The sequence below is a fragment of the Bacillus sp. FSL K6-6540 genome, from assembly GCF_038007545.1.
Genome location: NZ_JBBOXH010000002.1, coordinates 178,412 through 192,422, shown reverse-complemented (window position 1 = coordinate 192,422; position 14,011 = coordinate 178,412). Strand labels below are relative to the sequence as shown.

Annotated in this window: 13 protein-coding genes and 1 tRNA gene; 8 read left to right on the top strand and 6 right to left on the bottom strand. The window is 44.3% G+C overall.

Annotated elements, in window-relative coordinates:
• The first annotated feature begins 31 nt into the window (after positions 1-31).
• The 6 genes from mdxF to pgmB are packed head-to-tail and all read left to right on the top strand — an operon-like array spanning position 32 to position 7,666.
• Positions 32-1,339, top strand: coding sequence for a maltodextrin ABC transporter permease MdxF (gene mdxF / locus MHH82_RS33405; RefSeq protein WP_163117134.1), 1,308 nt, complete (start codon positions 32-34; stop codon positions 1,337-1,339).
• The gene (gene mdxG, locus MHH82_RS33400) at positions 1,340-2,176 is read left to right on the top strand and encodes a maltodextrin ABC transporter permease MdxG (RefSeq protein ID WP_021480666.1); all 837 of its coding nucleotides are present in this window, start codon (positions 1,340-1,342) and stop codon (positions 2,174-2,176) included.
• A gap of 5 nt (positions 2,177-2,181) precedes the next feature.
• Positions 2,182-3,066 (top strand): DUF1189 domain-containing protein, encoded by an 885-nt coding sequence (locus tag MHH82_RS33395; RefSeq protein ID WP_125121125.1) that lies wholly within the window; start codon positions 2,182-2,184, stop codon positions 3,064-3,066.
• Positions 3,044-5,317, top strand: coding sequence for a maltose phosphorylase (mdxK, locus tag MHH82_RS33390; RefSeq protein WP_125121126.1), 2,274 nt, complete (start codon positions 3,044-3,046; stop codon positions 5,315-5,317). Before MHH82_RS33395 ends, mdxK begins: the two co-directional genes overlap by 23 nt.
• Positions 5,310-6,995: an oligo-1,6-glucosidase gene (malL, locus tag MHH82_RS33385; RefSeq protein ID WP_072175094.1), complete on the top strand. Its 1,686-nt coding sequence runs from the start codon at positions 5,310-5,312 to the stop codon at positions 6,993-6,995. Before mdxK ends, malL begins: the two co-directional genes overlap by 8 nt.
• A complete protein-coding gene (gene pgmB / locus MHH82_RS33380; protein WP_072175093.1) occupies positions 6,992-7,666 on the top strand; it encodes a beta-phosphoglucomutase in 675 nt (224 codons plus the stop codon). The genes malL and pgmB overlap by 4 nt, the downstream gene beginning before the upstream one ends.
• A gap of 44 nt (positions 7,667-7,710) precedes the next feature.
• On the opposite strand, the gene clpP is transcribed toward pgmB, so the two are convergent.
• The gene (gene clpP / locus MHH82_RS33375) at positions 7,711-8,304 is read right to left on the bottom strand and encodes an ATP-dependent Clp endopeptidase proteolytic subunit ClpP (protein WP_003228214.1); all 594 of its coding nucleotides are present in this window, start codon (positions 8,302-8,304) and stop codon (positions 7,711-7,713) included.
• 270 nt (positions 8,305-8,574) lie between these two features.
• On the opposite strand from clpP, the gene MHH82_RS33370 reads away from it, so the two are divergent.
• Positions 8,575-8,650 (top strand) — tRNA-Arg (locus tag MHH82_RS33370).
• Positions 8,651-8,805: 155 nt separating this feature from the next.
• Positions 8,806-9,318 carry a DUF3231 family protein gene (locus tag MHH82_RS33365; protein ID WP_072175092.1) on the top strand — a complete coding sequence of 171 codons (513 nt, stop codon included), beginning with the start codon at positions 8,806-8,808 and terminating at the stop codon, positions 9,316-9,318.
• Positions 9,319-9,353: 35 nt separating this feature from the next.
• Here MHH82_RS33365 and MHH82_RS33360 read toward each other — a convergent pair whose 3' ends face one another.
• The 5 genes from MHH82_RS33360 to levB all read right to left on the bottom strand — a co-directional run bounded on the left by MHH82_RS33360 (position 9,354) and on the right by levB (position 13,990).
• On the bottom strand, positions 9,354-9,674 hold the full coding sequence (locus MHH82_RS33360) for a QacE family quaternary ammonium compound efflux SMR transporter (protein ID WP_021480661.1): 321 nt from the start codon (positions 9,672-9,674) through the stop codon (positions 9,354-9,356).
• Entirely contained in the window at positions 9,674-10,009 is a 336-nt protein-coding gene (locus MHH82_RS33355; RefSeq protein ID WP_014480966.1) for an SMR family transporter, read from the bottom strand. The genes MHH82_RS33360 and MHH82_RS33355 overlap by 1 nt, the downstream gene beginning before the upstream one ends.
• 82 nt (positions 10,010-10,091) lie before the next feature.
• Positions 10,092-10,676, bottom strand: a complete 585-nt coding sequence (locus tag MHH82_RS33350) for a TetR family transcriptional regulator (RefSeq protein WP_072175091.1) — start codon at positions 10,674-10,676, stop codon at positions 10,092-10,094.
• A gap of 94 nt (positions 10,677-10,770) precedes the next feature.
• Positions 10,771-12,333 (bottom strand): aspartate/proton symporter AspP, encoded by a 1,563-nt coding sequence (gene aspP, locus MHH82_RS33345; protein ID WP_072175090.1) that lies wholly within the window; start codon positions 12,331-12,333, stop codon positions 10,771-10,773.
• A 106-nt stretch (positions 12,334-12,439) separates the two neighbouring features.
• Positions 12,440-13,990: a 2,6-beta-fructan 6-levanbiohydrolase gene (gene levB / locus MHH82_RS33340; RefSeq protein ID WP_049140396.1), complete on the bottom strand. Its 1,551-nt coding sequence runs from the start codon at positions 13,988-13,990 to the stop codon at positions 12,440-12,442.
• Positions 13,991-14,011 lie beyond the last annotated feature (21 nt).

Sequence of the window (14,011 nt, the reverse complement as noted above, 5' to 3'; positions counted from 1 at the left end):
GATAGCGTCCGGAAGAATAGAGGGCGGAAAAATGAATAAACATCACACACTTACAAAGCAAAAACGAAAGGCAGGGCTTTTATCGATCATTCCAGGACTTGGGCAGATTGCGAATCAGCAGTTGTCAAAGGGGCTCTTATTTCTTGCCATCACAGGCTTGTTTGCTTTTGAATTATGCGTTTTCGGTATACAGGCGCTAACCGGATTGATGACATTGGGAAGTGTTCCCGGTGAAGATCACTCGCTGTTTATGCTGATTGAAGGCACGCTGCAATTGATCGTGACAATGATTTTCCTCATGTTCTATATCTTTAATATTCATGATTCGCGTAAGACCGCCGCAATGAAAGCGGCGGGTTTGGAAGTCAATACAACAGCCAAGGATATGATCTGTCATGCGGGCGATAAAGGGTTTCCATATCTATTTACACTGCCGGCATATATCATGATGGTGTTTGTGATTATCTTTCCGGTTTTGGTGACTCTGTTTGTTGCATTAACAAACTATGATTTTTATCATATTCCGCCTAATCGTCTGATTGACTGGGTCGGGTTTGAAAATTTCTTGAATATTTTTTTCCTTGGCTCCTATCGTGAAACATTTGTGAATGTACTGGGCTGGACGGTTATCTGGACAATCTGTGCAACAACGCTGCAAATCATTTTAGGTATTGTGACGGCACTTTTCGTCAATCAGGATTTTATAAAAGGCAAGCGGATATTTCGAATGATTTTCTTATTTCCATGGGCTGTTCCGGCGTTTATTACAATCATGAGTTTTTCCAACATGTTTAACGACAGCATAGGAGCGGTGAATGCACAGGTGATACCATTATTCAATCACCTGCCGTTTGTCGAGCTGCCTGCGATCGCGTGGAAGACCGATCCTTTCTGGACAAAGACAGCCCTCATTATGATTCAAACGTGGCTCGGCTTTCCATATATATATGTCATGGTAACGGGAGTGCTTCAGGCGATTCCAGGTGAATTGTATGAAGCGGCAAAGATTGACGGGGCCACTTTTATTCAGCGTTTTCGGCATATTACATTCCCGATGATTTTATTTGCCACAGCACCCGTGATGATTACTCAGTATACGTTTAATTTCAATAATTTCTCGATCATCTATTTATTTAATGAGGGAGGGCCAGGCAGTGTGGGAGCCGGGGCCGGATCGACCGATATCTTAATTTCGTGGATTTATAAACTGACAACAGGCACATCACCCCAATATTCCGTTGCGGCGGCTGTGACACTGTTAATTTCTTTCATTGTCATTGGAATTTCACTGATTGCTTTCAAAAAATCAAATGCTTTTGGCAATGAGGAGGTTATGTAGGTGAACGCGAGCACTGCCAGAATGCTTAATAAAATCTGTACGTATTTATTTTTGACGCTTTTAAGTATTGTCATTATATATCCGTTGCTGATTACGGCATCATCAGCCTTCCGTGTGGGGAATTCGGCGGCTTTTCAGCTCGATTTTTCGGGTCCTTGGACATTGGATCATTTTAAGCGGCTATTTGACGAAACGCTTTATCTCAATTGGTACAGCAATACACTTGTCATCGCGCTATCGGTCATGGTTTTGCAGGTTACGATTGTGACACTTGCCGGGTACTCGTACAGCCGCTATCGGTTTGCAGGCAGAAAAAAGAGCCTGATATTCTTTTTAATCATTCAAATGGTGCCGACAATGGCGGCGCTGACTGCTTTTTATGTCTTGGCGATGCTAATAGGCGCACTCGATCAATACTGGTTTTTAACAGCGATCTATATCGGCGGCGGGATTCCGATGAACACGTGGCTGATGAAAGGTTATTTTGATACTGTGCCGAGAGAAATTGATGAAGCCGCGCGAATTGACGGAGCGGGACATCTGAGGATTTTCGCTTCAATTGTTCTGCCGCTTGTTAAGCCAATGCTCGCGGTACAAGCGCTTTGGGCGTTTATGGCACCGTTTGGCGACTATTTGCTGGCGAAATTTCTGCTTCGCTCACCGGAAAGGCTGACCATCGCTGTAGGATTACAATCCTTTATTTCTAATCCGCAGCAGCAAAAAGTAGCTCTATTTGCAGCCGGTGCCATCCTTGCCGCACTGCCGATATGCGTTCTATTCTTTTTTCTCCAAAAGAACTTTGTGTCCGGTTTGACGGCCGGCGGAACAAAGGGGTAATGCCAATGAAGAATCTGGAGAATAAAAGCTTTATCATCCGCTGCCTGAAGGCGGCTGCATCCCCATCAGGTGTTTGCCGCTATGGGAATACCTTCAGCTGGCTGCAGCTCTCTTTTCTTTTTATGTTTTTAACGGCCTGCTTAATGGCGCCGTTAGCGGTTTCGTTTGTGAAAATGGATCGCTTCAGCGTTTCATCTTTCATGCCGTCAGCGATTCAAGGAGTTAATGATCAATTTGCTGATCAATTACAGGGTTTTCAAATCAGGAACGGAAAACTAACAGGCGGGAAGAGCTCTGAGAGGATTGAAGATGGGCAGAATGTGATGGCAGTCGATATGAAGCATGAATATGAGACAAGCGGTGAAAATGGGCGATTGAAAGTAACTGGATTTGAAAACGCCATCATATTTCAACCTGATCAACTGGTGATCACCGATCAAAACGAAACGGGGTTTTCTGTTGGCTATGCGAAAATGGACGTTAAGCTCGAGAAACCAAACGTCCATGATGTAGAGGTCTTGATCGATACATTGTGGTTGGCACAGTATAAGCCGATGATCATGATGCTGGCATATACGGTAGTTTCTATGATCCAGCTTTTGTTAACGTTTGTTCTTGCCGGAGGTCTCTGGATCACAAAAATATCAAACATGGTCTCTATTGCATCATTCAAGGAAGCGGCCTCTATAGCGATTTGCGCATCAGCACTGCCGGCATTTGCGGCAGCTGCTATCGGCATGGTTCATTTTGATTTGATTACTGTATTGATGATCCATTCGTGTGGCGTTACTTTGATGATCTCTTTTGCATTTAGATATTTGACCAAAATCCGCCGTGATAATGGAAACTTACATTCGGGAGGAAATGATGATAAATCAGCGGTTATTTGAGATTGATGAATGGAAAATCAAAACAAATACATTTAATAAGGAGCATACACGGCTGCTGGAAAGCCTGACGTCTCTTGCCAATGGCTATATGGGGGTCAGAGGGAATTTTGAAGAAGGCTATTCAGGCGACAGTCACCAAGGCACATATATTGCAGGCGTGTGGTTCCCCGACAAAACGCGAGTAGGCTGGTGGAAAAACGGGTATCCAGAATATTTCGGAAAAGTGATCAATGCGATGAACTTTATAGGCATAGGCTTATATGTTGACGGTGAAAAAATCGATCTCCATCAAAATCCAATCGAATCATTTGAGGTAGAACTCAATATGAAAGAGGGGATTCTGCGGCGAAAAGCTGTTGTCCGCATTCAAGATAAAACCGTCAGAATCAGGTCAGAGCGGTTTCTTAGCCTTGCTGTAAAAGAACTCTGTGCGATTCATTATGAAGCGGAGTGCTTGACGGGAGATGCTGTCATTACGCTTGTTCCTTACCTGGATGGAAACGTGGCAAATGAAGATTCTAACTACCAAGAACAGTTTTGGCAGGAGGAAGCGAAAGGTGCTGATTCTCACAGCGGCCATTTAGCGGCAAAAACGATCGAAAATCCATTTGGAACACCGCGCTTCACGGTATTAGCCGCAATGGCAAACGAGACGGAGGGTTTTGTCCATGAAAGCTTTAAAACGACTGAAATGTATGTCGAGAATCGCTACAGTTATCAAACGAAGGCATCATTGAAAAAGTTTGTGATTGTCACGACTTCCCGTGATTTTCGGGAGGAAGAGCTTTTATCGAAAGCCAAGGAGCTTTTGGCGGATGTGGTAGAGAACGGCTATGAAGATGCAAAACGGAGGCACACTGATCGATGGAAGGAAAGATGGGCAAAAGCGGACATTGAGATTAAAGGAGATGAGGAGCTTCAACAAGGAATCCGCTACAATATCTTTCAGTTATTCTCGACATATTACGGGGGCGATGCCCGTTTGAATATCGGGCCGAAAGGATTTACTGGCGAGAAATATGGAGGTGCCGCATATTGGGATACTGAGGCGTACGCCGTTCCGATGTATTTGGCGACAGCCGAGCCGGAGGTGACGAAAAACCTGCTTTTGTATCGCTATCATCAGTTGGAGGCTGCCGAACGAAACGCGGCAAAATTGGGGATGAAGGGGGCACTTTATCCGATGGTGACGTTCACCGGTGATGAATGCCACAACGAATGGGAAATCACCTTTGAAGAAATTCACCGCAATGGCGCGATCTGTTATGCGATCTACAATTATATCAATTATACAGGCGACTGTGACTATATGGAAGAATACGGGATAGACGTACTTGTGGCAGTCAGCAGATTTTGGGCCGACCGTGTTCACTTCTCGAAACGAAAAAACAAGTATATGATCCATGGCGTCACAGGGCCGAATGAATACGAAAACAACGTTAACAACAATTGGTATACGAATGTCATTGCGGCTTGGACGTTGGAGTATACTCTACAAAGTCTCGAAAGTATCTCAGCGGAGAAACGCCGCCTTCTGGATGTGCAGGAAGAAGAATTGAAAGTCTGGAGAGAAATCATCCAGCACATGTACTATCCGTATAGTGAAGAACTGCAAATTTTCGTTCAGCATGACACGTTCTTGGATAAAGACCTGCAAGCAGTTGACGAATTAGATCCAGCGGAACGGCCTCTTTACCAGAATTGGTCATGGGACAAGATTCTCCGCTCTAATTTTATTAAGCAGGCAGATGTTCTCCAAGGCATTTATCTTTTTAATGACCGTTTTACAATGGAAGAAAAACGGCGAAACTTTGAATTTTATGAGCCGATGACTGTTCATGAATCAAGCCTATCGCCCTCTGTCCATGCGATTCTCGCAGCCGAACTCAAGCTGGAAAAGAAAGCGCTCGAATTATATAAGCGCACAGCAAGGCTTGATCTTGATAATTACAATCATGATACGGAAGAAGGCTTGCATATTACTTCAATGACGGGTAGCTGGCTGGCAATCGTTCATGGCTTTGCAGGCATGCGCACCGCGAATGAGACGCTGTCATTTGCTCCGTTTTTGCCGAAAGAATGGGACGAATATTCATTCAACATCAATTATCGAAATCGATTAATCAATGTGACGGTTGACGAAAAGCGCGTTATTTTTGAGCTTGTAAAAGGCGAGCCGCTGCACATGAACGTTTATGAGGAACCAGTTGTCCTACAGGGACGATGTGAAAGGAGAACGCCTAATGAGTGAATGGTGGAAAGAAGCTGTCGTTTATCAAATTTACCCGCGCAGTTTTTATGATGCCAATGGAGATGGATTCGGGGATTTGCAAGGTGTGATTCAAAAGCTGGATTACATCAAAAATCTAGGGGCGGATGTCATCTGGCTCTCCCCGGTATTTGATTCCCCGCAGGATGACAACGGATATGATATCAGCAATTACAAAAACATGTATGAAAAGTTTGGGACAAATGAAGATATGTTTCAGCTGATTGATGAAGCCCATAAACGCGGAATGAAAATCGTCATGGATTTGGTCGTGAACCACACATCAGATGAGCATGCTTGGTTTACTGAAAGCCGCAAGTCGAAGGACAATCCTTACCGGGATTATTATTTTTGGAAAGATCCTAAACCGGACGGCTCAGAGCCGAATAATTGGGGATCGATCTTTTCAGGCTCAGCGTGGACATACGATGAAGGAACAGGGCAGTATTATTTGCACTACTTTTCGAAAAAACAGCCTGATTTAAATTGGGAAAACGAAGCCGTTCGCCGGGAAGTTTATGATGTAATGAGATTCTGGATGGATAGAGGCGTTGACGGCTGGCGGATGGATGTGATCGGCTCTATTTCTAAATACACCGATTTTCCGGACTACGAAACGAATCACAGCCGCAGCTATATTGTCGGCCGTTATCACTCTAACGGCCCACGTCTTCATGAGTTTATTCAAGAGATGAACAGGGAAGTGCTTTCTCATTACGACTGCATGACAGTCGGAGAGGCAAACGGCTCTGATATTGAAGAGGCGAAAAAGTACACAGATGCAAGCAGGCAAGAGCTGAATATGATCTTTACATTTGAACATATGGATATTGATACAGAACAAAACTCGCCAAATGGGAAATGGCAGATCAAGCCGTTTGATTTGATTGCTTTAAAAAAGACGATGACAAGGTGGCAGACCGGGTTAATGAATGTCGGCTGGAATACCCTTTATTTTGAGAACCATGACCAGCCGAGGGTTATTTCCCGCTGGGGCAATGACGGGAAGCTGCGTAAGGAATGTGCGAAGGCATTTGCAACGGTTTTGCACGGCATGAAAGGAACGCCGTTTATTTACCAGGGAGAAGAAATCGGCATGGTCAACAGCGATATGCCGCTGGAGATGTATGATGATCTTGAAATAAAGAATGCATATCGTGAACTAGTCGTCGAAAACAAAACGATGTCAGAAAAAGAGTTTGTCAAAGCCGTGATGATAAAAGGAAGGGATCATGCGAGAACACCTATGCAGTGGGATGCCGGAAAACATGCGGGATTCACAACCGGAGACCCGTGGATACCGGTAAATTCCCGCTATCAAGATATCAATGTGAAAGAGTCCTTGAAAGATCAAGATTCGATTTTCTTTTACTATCAGAAGCTCATTCAATTACGAAAGCAATATAAGATTATGATATATGGCGATTATCAGCTTTTGCAGGAGAATGATCCGCAGGTCTTTTCTTACCTTCGAGAATATCAAGGGGAAAAGCTTCTTGTCGTTGTGAATTTATCGGAAGAAAAGGCTCTGTTCGAAGCGCCTCCAGAACTGATTCATGAGCGTTGGAAAGTGCTGATTTTTAACTATCCGCAGGAGCGGGCTGACTTAAAGAGTATTAGCCTCAAACCTTATGAAGCTGTGATGGGCATTAGTATATGAAAGCGGTCATTTTTGATTTAGACGGAGTGATAACAGATACTGCTGAATATCATTTTCTCGCTTGGAAGCACATCGCAGAACAAATCAATATCCCCTTTGACAGAGACATGAATGAAAGGCTAAAAGGAATCAGCAGAGAAGAGTCACTTGAAAGCATATTGATCTCTGGCGGTGCGGAAACAAAGTATACAAATGCGGAGAAACAAGAACTAATGCATCGGAAAAATCACGATTATCAAACGTTGATCAGCAAATTGACGCCGGAAGATCTTTTACCGGGGATTGGCAGGCTCCTATGTCAATTGAAAAACGAAAATATAAAAATCGGGTTAGCATCTTCAAGTCGCAATGCTCCTAAGATTTTAAGACGTTTGGCAATTATCGATGATTTTGATGCCATTGTTGATCCGACGACTCTTGCGAAGGGGAAGCCTGATCCTGACATCTTTTTAACAGCTGCAGCGATGCTCGATGTTTCCCCTGCTGATTGCGCGGCAATAGAAGACGCAGAAGCAGGCATTTCTGCAATCAAATCTGCAGGGATGTTTGCGGTTGGTGTCGGTCAAGGACAGCCGATGCTTGGTGCTGATCTGGTTGTGAGGCAGACGAATGATCTAACACTTGAGCTGTTACACGAGGAATGGGAGCAGTTTAGAATCAAAAGTGTTTAAATGAAAAAAACCTGCAAGAGACGCAGCTCTTGCAGGTTGTGTTATTACTTTTTGTCTTCTGTGTGAGTCAAAATTTTGTCAATCAGGCCGTATTCAAGCGCTTCTTCAGCAGACTTGAAGTTATCACGGTCTGTGTCACGTTCGATCACTTCAAGCGGCTGGCCAGTACGTTCAGCTAGGACTTTGTTTAATTTGTCGCGAAGCAAGAGAATGCGTTTCGCAGCAATTTCAATTTCTGTCGCTTGACCTTGCGCACCGCCAAGAGGCTGGTGAATCATGACTTCACTGTTTGGAAGCGCATAGCGTTTGCCTTTTTCGCCGGCTGCAAGCAGGAACGCGCCCATTGACGCAGCCATACCGATACAAATTGTAGATACCTTCGGCTTAATAAACTGCATGGTATCATAGATCGCCATACCGGCTGTAATAGAGCCGCCCGGGCTGTTGATGTAAAGAGAAATTTCTTTTTCAGGGTCTTCTGCTGCTAAGAATAAAAGCTGTGACACGATGGAGTTCGCAACGTTGTCATCAATCGCAGATCCAAGCATGATGATACGATCCTTTAATAGACGAGAATAAATGTCATACGCTCTTTCTCCGCGGTTCGTTTGTTCAATGACTGTAGGTATTAAATTCATAATGCTCCTCCTTCACCTTTTAGGTAAGTATGTAGTTACATGATACATTTTTGGTCAATAAAGGTCAAACAAAAAGCTGGCCTAATATGCAAAGTCGTCTCTTTTTCCCATTTTCCCCAAAAATACAGGGGTTCAAACCATCGTATGTCAGATTGCCAATTAAGATGCTTTGTCTATTTAAAAAACGGCCTCTCACAAATAGAGGGTTGTTATTTGAATGGAATTATCGTATAATTAGTTGTGCTGACGTTCTCATAACGCAGTCATTCTGCGCTCGTAGCTCAGTTGGATAGAGCGGTGGTTTCCGGTACCACGTCTGTCGGGGGTTCGAATCCCTCCGAGCGCGTCCAATAGAACAACAGGAAAGACAAGGGTTTGGCGATTTGCCGCTCTTGTCTTTTTTGTTTTGTTTCATAAATCTCTCACGCTGAAACATAAATTTTCCTTCTCTCGGGCACGTTATGGAATGTGTGCGATATTGAATTTGCGAGGAGGATGAACATGGGTATTTTAAGCGGAAATCCGCAGGATGAACCGATGCATTATGGTGAGGTATTCGGCTTATGGAGTTATGTGATGGCGGGCAATAAAATGGTCGGCAATTACCAAATGCTATTGAATCATGTCGGTGATGACGACCTGAAGAAGCTGCTTCGTGAGTCTATTGAGAAATGCCAAGATGAAATCAAGCAGGTCAGCACGATCCTGAAAGAAAACGGGGTGGCGCTGCCGCCGGCTTCTCCTGAACCGCCGACAGCAGATATTAACGATATTCCGCCTGGCGCACGGTTTCTCGATCCGGATGTGGCGGCCTCCGCGGCAGCACAAAATGCTGCAGGTCTTGTGACATGCAGCAAAATGATGGGGCAATCGATTCGTGAGGATATTGCCATGATGTTTGGGCAATTTCATATGTCGAAAGCGGCAACTGGCGCAAAATACTTAAGGCTGCTAAAAAACAAAGGCTGGCTCATCCCGCCGCCGCTTCATCTTCAAAAACATCACGAAGCTTAATGGCAAAGGCATATACAGCTGTATATGCCTTGATTTTATGAAGATGACGTAAGACGCAGGCCGATAACGCCGGCTAGGATAAGGCAAAGTGAAATCACCTGTGAAAGCTGAAATCGCTCCTTAAACCAAATGAGCCCGACCGCCGAAACACCAATGCTTCCAATGCCAGTCCAGACGGCATATGCGACTCCGGCAGGCAGGACCATCATCGCTTGGGAAAGACAGTAAAAGGATAAGCCGAATCCAACAGTCATCACAATGATCGGCCATTTTTTTCTTGTTCCGTCTATATATTTCATGGCAATGGCAGCTATAATTTCTTCTATGCCGGCAATCACTAATAAAAACCATGCCATTATTGTTCACCTCCCGGCTGAGATTTGCTTTCTTTCGTAAATAATTTCATTCCTAAAATGCCAGCCAGCAATAAAGCTAAAAAGAACATTTGGGCTGCTGAGAAGGATTCGCCCAGAACAATTCCAGTCAGATATGTTCCGACGGTTCCGATTCCCACAAACACAGTGTACGCGGCGGCCATCGGGATTTTTTGATAAGAGCGGATCAACAGGATAAAGCTGACCGCGATTAAGATAAAAATGATGATCCAATCCAAAAGCGAATCGGCATGTTTGAGGGAAGAGGCCCAAACAACTTCTAAAAGCCCTGCAATAAAAACAAGAACCCAATTCAAATGAAACACCTCTCTATTTTTATGAATGAACGTCAGTCATTTTTAGGGCATTAAAAAATGAGCGGTGTTACCCAGTCATTTTTTAAGCAGTACCTAAGCTCCGTTTTAAGAAAGTAAAAATTTCCTTTTTATACACTTCAACATTTTCATCTTGTTCAAATCCGATATAGAATCGTTCCGCAGTATTCTCGACCAAGTTGATAATCGTTCTGGCCGTCCATTTTGAATTGATTCCTTCCGTTACCTCATGGTTTGCAATGGCCTTGTTGATGATTTTTTCAAGCCAGGAATAATAAGGCTGATAGATCGTCTCCCATTTTTCCATGGAGTGGTCGATCGCAAGCCCGGAATAACAGAGGACAATAATATCCTTATGGCGTTCAGTAATGAGAAAAGTCTCATCAATTAATATATCTAAAACGGTCCAAAAATCCTCGTCCCCATGCAGCCTGCCTTTGATTTGATCAAGTGTATGGGTGAGAAGATTTTCTGCAATGGCCGGTATGAGGGCATTTTTAGATGAGAAATACAAATAGAATGTTCCTTGGGCAGTGCCGGCCTTTTTGACAATATCAGAAATAGATGCTTTGTCGAGGCCTTTTTCAGAAATGACTTCTATGGCAGCCTGCAGAATTTTTTCATATTTGCCCGATGATTGTTTTGGCATGAGGAACACCTCCGATAATGACTGACTATCATTCATTTTATCGCGTGTATGTATGTTTGTAAAGAATAAAGAAGCAAGAAAACCTCTTGCTTCTTTATTTATCATAATCAATGGCGGCTTTTGGGAGCCCGGTATACTTTGCCCAGTAATAAATCGCAAGTGAGCCGATCGCGACTAAAATGAGGTCGACGGGATTGCTGATAATCCCTAAACCATGTCCGAAAGAACCGATGTAGGAAAAGATCAGCATCATAATATAAAACCCGATAAGCCACCAGGCTGATTTCAGCTGCTGAGCGAGGCTGACATCTTCTTTAGGCGTATATTTGCTGAAACAGAGATAGATCAAAAACATCACGAGTTGTGAACCGAGCAGCCAGGAGACTGTTTTCCATCCTGACCAGTACACGATAAACGCTGTAAATATAAAGGAAAGCGGCCCGAGAATGCTCATTCCCTTTAAATAAAACGGCCTGTTTAAGTCCTTCGCGTTGACCCTCAGCGCAGCTGAAGAAATGGGTGCAATCGCATATGAAAGAATGAGCGCGACTGAACAGACATTGACGAGCGCGTTCCACGAAGGAAAGGGAAGTGTCCAGAAAATGGACAGGGCAAACGAAAGCCAAAGCGAAGCGCGGGGTGTCCCCGTATCTTTATTGACCTTTGAGAATATGCCAAATAATGTGCCGTTACGCGCCCAGGCGTAAACAAGGCGGGATGTCGTATTCATAAAGATATTCCCGTTTCCACCAGGAGACAGAATGGCGTCTAAAATGACAAGCGTTGCAAGCCAGCCTAACCCGAGCATGACCGCAATATCCTTAAACGGCAATGAGAACTCCCGGCCAATTGCCGGCCAGCCATGTTTCAGTGTTTCTGTCGGGATTGCACCAATAAAGGTGACCTGCAAAACAGTATAAATGATGGTTGAAACGATGATGCAAATGATTAAAGCGATCGGGATATTGCGTTTTGGATTTTGGACTTCACCTGCTACAGATACAATCGGATGCAGGCCGAGATACGCAAACATGACGCCGCCTGTCGAGATGGCAGCCTGAATACCTGTAAATCCAAACGGTGCAAATCCTTGAACGGATAAATTCTCCGGCTGAAAATGAAAGATCAGCACAATAATGATGGTAATCGGCACAATATATTTAAAAATCGATATGATGAAATTCGCCTTAGCGAAGGTTTTGACGCTCCAATAATTCAGCAGGAAAAACAAGCATAACAGGGCAAACTGCAAGATCCAGCCGGAAATGGTCGGCGAATCAGACCCTTTAATGGTCAGGCCGGGAAACCAATAGGCCACATACTGGCGCACAGCTGTCACTTCAATTGAAATCAAGCTTGTATAAGCGACAATCGTGACAAACGAAATTAAGTAGCCGACAAGGTGGCCATGTGAATAAACGGGGTATCGAATGATGCCTCCGGTACGGGGCAGAGCGGCTCCGAGCTCTGCATATACGAGCCCGATTAACAAAATAATGGCTCCTCCGAGGATCCAGGAAAAAGCGCCGGAGGGCCCTGCTTTTGAAGCGACATTACTGACAGCGAACAGCCACGCTGATCCAAAGATGGCTCCCATCCCAATCAAAATCAGATCAAACAGCGACATTGATTTTTGAAAATTTCCTTGTTTAGACATTCGCTTCCTCCTTTGAAACCAGCCTTATATTTCTTACAATGCCCAATATGTAACAGAGAATACCGCTCCTAATAAAAAAACAGGGAAGCCTGCGCTGCCCCTGTTTTTATTCATGAACCGAATCAAAGTGTTTCACTGTTATATTTTTGAAGGAGGCTGTGCCGCCGTCAGAATAAAGGGTAATTCCTTTATCTTCAGGCTTTGGGAAGACTTCATTTGAAAAAACGGTTTTCCCGTCGCCAACAAATACTTCTATCGTTGTTTTATCGACAAGTATTTTCAAATGCACCTTACGTTTGCTTACATCATAAGGAGCTTTGCTTTCGACATAGGTATTGCTTTTGTCAGGCTGATTTGTGGCTGCTCTATTGACATAAGCATAGCCGCCTTCAGCGAAAATACCGACATCAATATGGCGTTTTTGGTCTTCTGATTCTCTGAGCCTGACGCCTGCATTCTTTAGCTCTGACCAAGAAAGATCCGTATCAAGCTGGTACGTATCACCTGTTATCGACAATGTTTTTGATCCGTTCACATCCTGATCCTCTATTTCGTCAGTTGAAACAGTCAGCTGCTCCAAAGCTTCAATTGGCTGTGAGACGAGGCTGTATGTTCCATCCTGCTCCTTCAGCCGGAGTTCGCGTATGACAGAATCTGTGCCGTTAAAGCCGTTCTTCATTGTCGGGGTGTTGTTGGCATAATCCCAATTGTTCATCCAGGCAAGCGCATACCGCTTTTCTAATGGATCTGTGCTTTTGCTGTCTTCGAACGTCACACCGCCATACCAGTCGAAGCCATAGTCAAGCCATTGGGCTTCAGTCTGATCCGCTTTGAATTCTTTTCCGTCGAAGCTTCCGGTCCAGTAGGCGTACGTATTTGGTTTGCCCCACGGTTTGCCATTCGCGCTGGCACCGAGAACCCACTTATTCGTTCCGTCGCTTGCCCGCATCATGTAGAGGTCGGGACATTCCACCATTCCCGCCTGTTCTGGGAAGAATCCGCTTGTGTAATGCCAGTCCTTAAGATTATCGGATTCATAAAAGCCGATTTTTGATCCTTCAGCCATGACCATGACCCATTTGTTATCCTGGTCATCCCATATGACTTTCGGATCTCTGAAATCGTCTGTGCCCGGATTAGGCATAACGGGGTTGCCACTGTAGAATTTGAATGATTTTCCCTTATCTGTGCTGTACCACAAATATTGTTCCTGTTTTTTGTCTTTGGCTGAGGGCTGTGTCACAATCGCGACAAGCGCATTTTTCCCGAAGCCGGCTGTGTTCTCTTTATCAACCACGACGGAACCGGTCCAAATGTCACCGTCCGGGTTTGTATATTTCGGAATCGCCACGCCTTCATCGGTCCAGTGCACCAAATCCTCTGAGACGGCATGGCGCCATTCTGTGCCGTTGCCTTTTGGGTAATCCCGGTTATATAGATAGAAATAATGATACTTGCCATCAAAATAGATCGGTTTTTGAGGGTCATTTTTCCATTTATCCGGCGTCGTAAAATGATATGCCGCCCGGTAGTCCGGCTTCTGTTTTGATTTTGTTTTTTGGTCATGTTCTTCTTTTGGAAATAAGTCGATAAACAGCAATATTCCTAAAAAGGTTAGGAATACGGTTAGCCATTTGCCTGCTTTTATATAGTTCATATGGGATTCACCTTTATGTTG

What these genes read in the sequence shown, in the direction of transcription:
- levB (WP_049140396.1), bottom strand. Translation starts at nt 13,990, where the DNA reads ATGAACTATATAAAAGCAGGCAAATGGCTAACCGTATTCCTAACCTTT.
- clpP (WP_003228214.1), bottom strand. Translation starts at nt 8,304, where the DNA reads ATGAATTTAATACCTACAGTCATTGAACAAACGAACCGCGGAGAAAGA.
- aspP (WP_072175090.1), bottom strand. Translation starts at nt 12,333, where the DNA reads ATGTCTAAACAAGGAAATTTTCAAAAATCAATGTCGCTGTTTGATCTG.
- mdxF (WP_163117134.1), top strand. Translation starts at nt 32, where the DNA reads ATGAATAAACATCACACACTTACAAAGCAAAAACGAAAGGCAGGGCTT.
- MHH82_RS33350 (WP_072175091.1), bottom strand. Translation starts at nt 10,676, where the DNA reads ATGCCAAAACAATCATCGGGCAAATATGAAAAAATTCTGCAGGCTGCC.
- MHH82_RS33395 (WP_125121125.1), top strand. Translation starts at nt 2,182, where the DNA reads ATGAAGAATCTGGAGAATAAAAGCTTTATCATCCGCTGCCTGAAGGCG.
- MHH82_RS33360 (WP_021480661.1), bottom strand. Translation starts at nt 9,674, where the DNA reads ATGGCATGGTTTTTATTAGTGATTGCCGGCATAGAAGAAATTATAGCT.
- malL (WP_072175094.1), top strand. Translation starts at nt 5,310, where the DNA reads ATGAGTGAATGGTGGAAAGAAGCTGTCGTTTATCAAATTTACCCGCGC.
- MHH82_RS33365 (WP_072175092.1), top strand. Translation starts at nt 8,806, where the DNA reads ATGGGTATTTTAAGCGGAAATCCGCAGGATGAACCGATGCATTATGGT.
- pgmB (WP_072175093.1), top strand. Translation starts at nt 6,992, where the DNA reads ATGAAAGCGGTCATTTTTGATTTAGACGGAGTGATAACAGATACTGCT.
- mdxK (WP_125121126.1), top strand. Translation starts at nt 3,044, where the DNA reads ATGATAAATCAGCGGTTATTTGAGATTGATGAATGGAAAATCAAAACA.